At 66.9% G+C, this 8,550-nt stretch carries 7 protein-coding genes; 3 read left to right on the top strand and 4 right to left on the bottom strand.

The genetic code is table 11. The annotated features are described in order from the left end of the window. Positions 1-150: 150 nt before the first annotated feature. From EX88_RS0121755 to EX88_RS0121745, 3 genes are all read right to left on the bottom strand, one after another. Entirely contained in the window at positions 151-3,720 is a 3,570-nt protein-coding gene (locus tag EX88_RS0121755) for an ABC transporter permease/M1 family aminopeptidase (protein ID WP_031374086.1), read from the bottom strand. Positions 3,721-3,733: 13 nt separating this feature from the next. After that, entirely contained in the window at positions 3,734-4,630 is an 897-nt protein-coding gene (locus EX88_RS0121750; protein WP_031374085.1) for an ABC transporter ATP-binding protein, read from the bottom strand. Between the two features lie 161 nt (positions 4,631-4,791). After that, positions 4,792-5,730 (bottom strand): helix-turn-helix domain-containing protein, encoded by a 939-nt coding sequence (locus EX88_RS0121745; RefSeq protein WP_161786167.1) that lies wholly within the window; start codon positions 5,728-5,730, stop codon positions 4,792-4,794. Positions 5,731-5,840: 110 nt separating this feature from the next. Here EX88_RS0121745 and EX88_RS0121740 point away from each other — a divergent pair, with 110 nt between their 5' ends. The 3 genes from EX88_RS0121740 (at position 5,841) to EX88_RS0121730 (ending at position 8,253) form a co-directional block, all read left to right on the top strand. Continuing rightward, positions 5,841-6,614: an SDR family oxidoreductase gene (locus EX88_RS0121740; RefSeq protein ID WP_031374083.1), complete on the top strand. Its 774-nt coding sequence runs from the start codon at positions 5,841-5,843 to the stop codon at positions 6,612-6,614. A gap of 129 nt (positions 6,615-6,743) precedes the next feature. Continuing rightward, a complete protein-coding gene (locus EX88_RS0121735; protein WP_031374082.1) occupies positions 6,744-7,016 on the top strand; it encodes a hypothetical protein in 273 nt (90 codons plus the stop codon). 28 nt (positions 7,017-7,044) lie between these two features. After that, positions 7,045-8,253: a low temperature requirement protein A gene (locus EX88_RS0121730; protein ID WP_031374081.1), complete on the top strand. Its 1,209-nt coding sequence runs from the start codon at positions 7,045-7,047 to the stop codon at positions 8,251-8,253. Here EX88_RS0121730 and EX88_RS27240 read toward each other — a convergent pair. Then, on the bottom strand, positions 8,243-8,550 hold a 308-nt coding region (locus tag EX88_RS27240), incomplete at its 5' end, for a hypothetical protein (RefSeq protein ID WP_235186394.1). The two genes, EX88_RS0121730 and EX88_RS27240, sit on opposite strands and share 11 nt — an antisense overlap.

Below are 8,550 nucleotides of genomic sequence, written 5' to 3'. Positions count from 1 at the left end.
ATGAAAAACGGCCCGCATCCATGCGGGCCGCCCTCCGGGTCTTCTATTGCCTTCGCTAGTGCGAATCGGCGCACAGCAACAACTAGAGCAAGGGCAACTGCAACTGCAACAACCGCGTCAACAACAACGGCCGTGGCCATCGCCCATCGCCTACAACCGTTGGCGATTGTCAGCCGACACCCGGTCGATCAACTTGTTGTAAGGATCGAACCCCACCTCATACGGCGCCTCGCCGACCACCACCTTGATCGTCGATTCCCCTTCGGTGATCCGGCGACGCTCCAGCAGCAGCGGTTTCTCGTCGGCTTCCTCGCCCGAGGGCCCGCGCGCGAATACGCCGATCTCGATCCAGTCGTCGAGCCGGGCCGGGCTTTCCTTGCCCTTGCCGTCGACATAGACCTTGCCGGCGTGCAATTGCATGGTCACTTCGTACTTGCCGTCGGCGCGCTTGTTCGTGCTCGCGCTCACCACGCGGTTGTCGTAGAAGGTGATCTTCTCGAACAGGTCGGTGATCAGCGCCTGCTGCTCGGGCTTGGCTTCGGCGCGCAGATAGTCCAGCAATTCCGCCGAAGTGGTGTACGGCGGTTGCTGGAAGCCCTTGTCCTGCAGGAAGCGCTTGAGCGCGCGATTGACCGCGGCCTCGCCCAGGTCTTCGCGCAGGCGGTAGAACACCAGCGAGCCCTTGCGGTAATGCACATAGGGCTGGTTCTCGACCCGGTACAAGGGCAGTTCCTCGACCCGCTCGGCGCTGCGCTCGGACAGGTAGTTGTCCAGTTCGTACTTGAGAAAGCGGCGCATCTTGGCGCGGCCATAGGCCTTCTCCATCACCATCAACGCCGAGTACTGCGACAGCGATTCCGACAGCATGGTCGAACCCTGCAGGTCGGCGCCGATCACCTGGTGCGCCCACCATTGGTGCGCGACTTCGTGCGCGGTCACGTAGAACACGTAGTCGATGGCGCTGGTGTCGCGCAGGTCGGCGATGAAGCCGATCGATTCGGAGAACGGAATCGTGTTGGCGAAGCTCTGGGCGAAACGGGCGTAGCCGGGGAACTCGATGATGCGCACCTGGCGATGCTGGTACGGGGTGAACTGGGCCTGGAAGTAGTCCAGCGATTGTTTGACGCCGTCGATCATGCGGTCGACGTTATAGGCGTGTTTCGGATCGTAATAGACCTCGACCGGGATACCGCCGTGTTCGGCGCGCTTGACCTGCCACTTCGCCGACAGATAAGCGTAGAACGGCAGCATCGGCTGGTCCATCGCATAGTCGAAGCAACGGCGCCCGTCGCGGCGGTATTCGCGTTTGAGATACCCCGGGGCCAGCGCGATCTGGTCGGGCGCAGTGCAGACCGTGGTCTTGAAGTCGATCCAGTCGGCATCGCCGCCGATGTAGTGGTTGCCGCGCGCCGCCTTATCTTCGAGCTTGGCCATGCGCTGCACCTCGGCGACGCCGCGCTTGCGGCGCTCGTTGCGGTCGGCGAGCTGGCGGTTCTCGTTGTAGCCGAAGTGCGGAAAGGCCGCGGAGTTGAAGAAGCTGCCGTTGGCGACGATGGCCTTGTTGTCCGGCTCGTTGCCGAAACCGCGCTGCGCATACGACTGGGCGAAACGCAGTTCGCGCTGTTCGCCTGGCTGCATCGGCCGGTCGAGCTGGTAGATGCGATAACCCAGGCGCTGGTCGTCGTGGCTCAGCTTGGCGCCGCCGAACTCCAGGGCGGTGATGCGCTGCTCGGGATCGACGGTGATGTGGAACTCGCCGATCGGCTGCGCATGCGGGTTGGCGATGCGGTAGCGGCCCTTGCTGGACACGCTCAAGGTTTCCGGATGCAGGTCGACGTCGACCTCGACGGCGAGGATGCGCGGCTGGGCCAGGCCCTTGTACTTGCGGTACTCCTTCTCGTAACGCACCTGCTCGTCCATCGCCACGTCCGAGGGCACGTAGCGGTTGAGCAGGTTAGTGTTCCAGAAGATATAGCTGCCGGCGCCGACCCAAGCCAGAGCGAACGCGGCCAGGACGATGCCGGGCGCGCCGCGCAGGCGGCTGCGCGCCAGGGCGAGGCGATCGCGCAGGCTCGGCGACACGCCGCGCACCCAGAACACCGCGGCGAGGGTCAGCAAGGCTGCGACGAACAAGCCCCAGTACGCCTGGAACCACAGGCGTGCGCCGAGGAACTGACCGTAACCGTTCATGTCCGAGTACGGCGCTTCGGAGGCGCGGCTGAAGTTGTACAGGTTGTGCTCGAAGTGCAGCAGGCCGAAGACGGACTGCAGCACCACCACCAGGATCAGCGCGCCGTAGCCGATGAACTTGTTGTTGGTCAGCACCTGCAGCACCAGGGCCAGGCCGCCCATCAGCACGAAGGGAACCGAATCGAGCAACAAGGCCTTGGCGTACAGCAGCGGTTCGAGCTGGCGATAGCCCTTGGCGAGCTGGTAGCCGATCGCGCCGAGGCTGCCGATGGCCTGGAAGATCAGCACCACCAACACCAGGGTCGCGGCCTTGCTCAACAGCGGCACCCAGTTCGGCACCGGCATGGCATCGGTGACCTCGGCCAGCTTCACCCCGCGTTCCTTGAACACCAGGTCGCCGGCGTAGAACATCACGATGAACACGACCATGAAGCCGAAGGTGTCCTGCAGCGCGCCGATCATCACCGAGGTGGTCGGATAGGTTTCGGTGCCGAACAGGCTGCGCATGGCGCCGGCGCTGCCGAGCAGGTTCGCGACCGCGAACGCCAGCATGATCAGGAACGGCACGCTCTTGAGCACGCCGACGGTGTCGAAGCGCAAAGCATGCAGGAACTGGGCGACGGCGCTGCCGGTACCGAAGGCGGGCTGCACCCGCGGCGCGACCACGGTCGACGGCGTCTTCGCCACCGGCGCGAAGCGCTTTTTGCGCCGGAACCAGCCCTTGCCGGTGGCGGTGCGCTGCGGTTTGAACAGGGCGAAGGCGGTCGCCGCCAGCGCCAGACCGATGCTGCTCCAGACCAGCCGATTGGCCAGCAGGAAACGGTCGAGGCTCGGGATCGCGGTATTGAGTTCAGCCGAAGACCAGTAACGCAGGGTACGGCGCAACGCGGTGATCCCGAACGGATCCATCATCACCGCCAGCCACTCGTTGTCGAGGTCGGTGGCCAGGCCTCGGCCGAGGCGGTACAAGATGAAGAACGCGATCACCCCGAGGTAGACCACCAGCAGGTTGCGCGCGGTCACCGCGAGCAAGGCCAGCAGCGCGCCGATGAACAACAGGTTCGGCAGTACCACCACGCACAGGCCCCACAGATACGGCATCAGCGAGAACGGCCCGAGCCGCTCCGGGTCTATCCATGGCATCAGCGGCGCGATCATCAGGCCGGCGACGACCATCGCGAACACCAACAGGCAGGCGACCAGGGCGGCGGAGAAACGGCCGATCAGGAAGTCGCGCTTGCGCATCGGGCTGGAGAAAAACAGGTCGGCGGTGCCGAGCTCGAAGTCGCGCAGCAGCGCGGCGGCGATGAAGCTGGCGATGGCGAACAGGCCGAGCAGGCTGAAATAGCTCAGCGCCATGATCACGGTGGACGGCGCATTGCGGTTGACGTTGCCGATGGCACCGCCGATCTGCACCGCGTCGGAACTGGTCATCGCGAAGGCGAGCAGCCCGAACAACAGGGAAATAAGCCACAACAGCGGCGCGCGCAGCTGTTGGCGCAACTCGAAACGGAAGAATTCGGCGATCATCATGGCGCCCCGCTCAAGCCGCGACGCGCGCGTGCTGGCGCAGGCGCTGGAAATACACGTCTTCCAGGTCCGGCGCCACCGGCTCGAAGCCCTCCTCCGGGCGGTCCTTGCTGAACACGTGGATCACCGGCTGGCCGGCGACCAGGCGCGTCGACAACACCGTGTAACGGGTTTCGTAGCTGGCCAAGGTGGCCTTGGTGACCTGCTTGCGCCACACCTGGTTGGCCACGGCGGCGATCGCCGCGTTCGGCTCGCCGGTCAGCAAGACCTTGCCCTTGTTGACGATGGCCATGGTCGGGCAGAGGTCGGTCACATCCTCGACGATGTGGGTGGACAGGATCACCGCGACGTTCTCGCCGATCTCGGCCAACAGATTAAGGAAACGATTGCGTTCCTCGGGGTCGAGGCCGGCGGTGGGTTCGTCGACGATGACCAGGCGCGGGTCGCCGAGCAGGGCCTGGGCGATGCCGAAGCGCTGGCGCATGCCGCCGGAAAAGGTGCCGAGCTTCTGCTTGCGCGCGTTCCACAGGTTGACCTGATGCAGCAGGCCGTCGACCACCTCGCGCCGTTGTTTGCGCTGGGTCAGGCCCTTGAGCACGGCGAAATGTTCGAGCAGGTCCTCGGCGCTGACCTTCGGATAGACGCCGAAGTCCTGCGGCAGGTAGCCCAATTGCCGCCGCACCGTGTCCTTGTCGCGCAATACGTCGATCGGGCGGCCGTCGGCGCCCTCGAGCGTGGCGCTGCCGGCGTCGGCCTCCTGCAGGGTCGCCAGGGTGCGCATCAGCGAGGACTTGCCGGCGCCGTTCGGGCCGAGCAGGCCGAACATGCCGCGCGGGATATCCAGCGAGATGCCGTCCAGCGCACGCACGCCGTTGGCATAGGTCTTGGTGAGGTCGCGAATGGTGAGCATCGATGGGTCCCGTGCGGAGGAAGGACGGCGCGGCGCGGATCGCCGGGCGTGTCCTGACAGGATCGATGCTAGCCGCCGCGGCGCTTACACCCATGGGCGTTTCGTCGTCATGACCGATGGCAGGGGCGGCGAACTGTGGCGCGGCCCGCGGGCGCGCCGGCCTAGCGGGACTGCAGGCGATAGTCGCGCGGCGCCAGGCCGTAGCGCTTCTTGAACGCCATCGACAGATGGCTGTGGCTGGCGAAACCGGTCTCCAACGCGATGGTGGCGATGTCCTCGTCGCTGTCGCGCAGGCGCAGGCAGACCCGGCGCAGGCGTTCGCCGAGCACGTACTGGATCGGGGTCGCGCCGAAGGCGGCGCGGAACGCGACCAGCAGCCGGTGCACGCTGAGTCCGGCGATCGCCGCGAGTGCGGACAGCCGGATCGGCTGGTCCAACTGCGCCTGAATGTAGTCCTCGATCCGCTGCCGTTGCGCCGGTTGCAGGCGCGGCGCGGTCGCGGCCACTACGGCGGGCCTGCGGCCGTACTCGCGCAACAAATGCAGGCCCAAGGCCTGGCCCAAGGCTTCGCGCAGCATCGCCGCCAGGTCGTCGCCCTGGTCGCAGAGTGCGGCCAGGCGCGCGGCCAGGCCGTGCACGAAGGGATCGCGCTGCTTCATGCGCGCGGCGAGGTCGGCGGCGCCATCGCGGCAGGGACCGAAGCGGGCCGGATCGATCGTGAGCTCGGCGTAGGCGATCTCGCCGCCTAGCGCCTCGCCCTGATAGCGGCGGCCGGCCGGGATCAGCCACAGATCGCCGGCCGCGGGCGGCAGGCGCAAACGCCCGACGCCTTCGATCCGCGTGTCCAGGCGCCGCATCGAACCGTCGAGATGGACGATCAGGGTATGGCGGTCGTGCTGCAGGCGCCATTGCGTCGGCTCGGCGATGCTCTCCGAGGCGAAGGCGAATTCCAGGCCCGGCGCCAGGGTCAGCTCGCGATTGAACGAGAGCCGGCGCACGCCGAGCCAGTCGCGCACCGCGGCCGCGCCCAGCGCGGACTCGCCGCGAGCGGAGGCATCGGCCGCCACGGTCGGCGGAGAAATTGAAAGCGGCTCGGACATCGTGGAAGCGCAACGGACGTGGGGCGAGCTAAACATGATTCCGATCACATTCGCGTCAACGTCCGCGGCGGCCCCCGCCCCGCTCCTTCAGCCCAACGGAGTCCCTCCCCATGCCCGATCGTTCCCTCCACGGCAAGGCCGTCGTCATCGGCGGCGGCGCCAAGAACCTCGGCGGCCTGATCTCGCGCGAGCTCGCCCTGGGCGGCGCCGCCGGCATCGCCGTCCACTACAACAGCGACGCCACCCGCACCGCCGCCGAGGACACCGTCGCCGCCTTGCGCAGCGCCGGCGCCGACGCCTTCGCCCACCAGGGCGACCTGACCCGGCCCGACGAGGTCGAAAAGCTGTTCGACGCGGCCAAGGCGCGCTTCGGCAAGATCGACATCGCCGTCAATACCACCGGCATGGTCATCAAGAAGCCGCTGGTCGAGGTGAGCGAGACCGAGTACGACCGCATGTTCGCGGTCAATTCCAAGGCCGCGTTCTTCTTCATCCAGCAGGCCGGCAAGCAGCTCGCCGACGACGGCAACGTCTGCACCATCGTCAGCTCGCTGCTGGCCGCATACACGCCGTTCTACGCGGTGTACCCGGGCAGCAAGGCGCCGATCGAGCACTTCACCCGCGCCGCCTCCAAGGAGTTCGGCGAACGCGGCATCTCGGTCAACGCGATCGGCCCGGGACCGATGGACACGCCGTTCTTCTACCCGGCCGAGTCCAAGGAATCGGCGGCCTACCACGCCACCGCGGCGGCGCTGAGCAGCCGCACCCAAAGCGGCCTGACCGAGATCCGCGATATCGCCCCGCTGGTGAAATTCCTGGTCACCGACGGCTGGTGGATCACCGGCCAAACCATCTTCGCCAATGGCGGCTACACCACCCGCTGAGCGATGCGGCGACCGCCTGCACGTCGCCTGCACGCGCCGCCGCCAACCATGGGCCGACCACGCCCTGCCACGCGCCTGCGCGGCGGCGGCGACAGGGGCGCGAACGGCGGCACTCACAAGGGAGACGCGATGCATACGGTGATGGTGATACTCGGCGGTCTGGTCCTGTTGGCGCTGTGCCTGCTGGCCGCGCGCTTGCTCGGCGGCCCGGGTCCCGGGCCGCTGCTGACCGCGTTGAAGCTGTTCCTGCCGCTGTGGTTCATCGGCGCGGCGATCAACCTGTGGATCGGCGTGGCGCGCGCGGGCTACAGCGTCGCCGAGGAACTGCCGATCTTCCTGGCGGTGTTCGGCGGGCCGGCCGCGGTCGCGCTGTTGCTATGGTGGAGGCTCTCGCGCGGCTAAGCTGCACGGCCGAATCGCAGATGCCGCCATGACTCCCGCCCGCACTACCCTGCTGCGCATCCGCGAAGGCCACGCCAAGGTCGGCTTCAGCGAACTGTTCTTCGACCTGGTGTTCGTGTTCGCGATCACCCAGTTGTCCCACACCCTGCTCGAAAACCTCACCGCGGTCGGCGCGCTGCGCACCGGCCTGCTGTTCCTGGGGGTGTGGTGGCTGTGGATCTTCACCTCCTGGGTCACCAACTGGCTCGCCCCGGACAAGGTGCCGGTGCGGCTGATGATCTTCGCCCTGATGTTCGGCGGCCTGCTGCTGTCGTCGTCGCTGCCGCAGGCCTTCGCCGAGCGCGGTCTCGCTTACGGCATCGTGTTCGCGGCGATGCAGGTCGGGCGCACCGCGTTCATGCTGTGGGCGCTGCGCGGCGGGCGCAGCCCGGGCAATTTCCGCAATTTCGTGCGTATTTTGATCTGGCTGTCGCTGTCGGCGGTGTTCTGGGTGCTCGGCGGCCTGGCCGAACCGGAGTCGCGGATCGCCTGGTGGCTGGTCGCGGTGGCGATCGAATACCTCGGCCCCCTCGCCTACTTCCGCGTGCCCGGCCTAGGCCGTTCCTCGCTGTCGGACTGGGACGTCGAAGGCGCGCATCTGTCCGAGCGCTGCGGCTTGTTCATCATCATCGCCCTGGGCGAATCCATCCTGATTACCGGCGCCACCTTCGCCAAACTCGAATGGAACCCGACCGCGGTGGCCGCGTTCTGCATCGCCTTCCTCGGCAGCGTGGCGATGTGGTGGATCTATTTCGACACCGGCGCCGAGCGCGCGACCCATCGCATGCTGCAGCAGACCGACCAGACCCGGCAGGCCCGCCAGGCGCGCAACGCCTACACCTACCTGCACCTGCTGATCGTCGGCGGGATCGTGGTGTGCGCGGTCGCCGACGAACTGGTGCTGGTCCATCCCGACCACGCCGACGGCGCCGGCATCGCCGCGATCATCGGCGGACCGGCGCTGTACCTGCTGGGTTGCGCCTTGTTCAAGTGGGTCACCAACACCCGTCGCTTCCCGCCGTTCTCGCATTGCGTCGGCCTGCTGATGCTGGCCGCCTTGGCCTTCGCGAGCGCGCCACTGCATCTGTCGCCGTTGACCCTGGGTGCGGCGACCAGCGCGGTGTTGATGATCGTCGCGGGCTGGGAAACCGTCGCCCTGCGGCGGGAGCCGCGGCCGGCGGCTCCGGCTATGCATTGATCAGGTGCGGCCTGTCGGCGCCTTGGTGCGCGTGATGGGCATGATGGCCGGGCGGAAGAATCCATCCCTTGTAGGAGCGGCGTGAGCCGCGACCACGGGACGCGCAGGACCAACAACGCCAAATGCCACACATCGAAGCGGCGTATTTTCGCGCGGGGTAGGAGCGGCGCGAGCCGCGACCACGTCGTTTCGGTCTCGCGGCGCCTCGCTCAAGCAAGATCAGGATCAGGATCAGGATCAGGATCAGGATCAAACGATAAAAGCTTCCGCCACTAAAGCGGCGGGTAACTTTCTTTT

The organism is Lysobacter antibioticus, assembly GCF_000731095.1.
GTDB lineage: Bacteria > Pseudomonadota > Gammaproteobacteria > Xanthomonadales > Xanthomonadaceae > Lysobacter > Lysobacter antibioticus_B.
The sequence above is the reverse complement of the archived record's forward strand: the minus strand, read 5'-3'. Positions and strand labels throughout refer to the sequence as shown.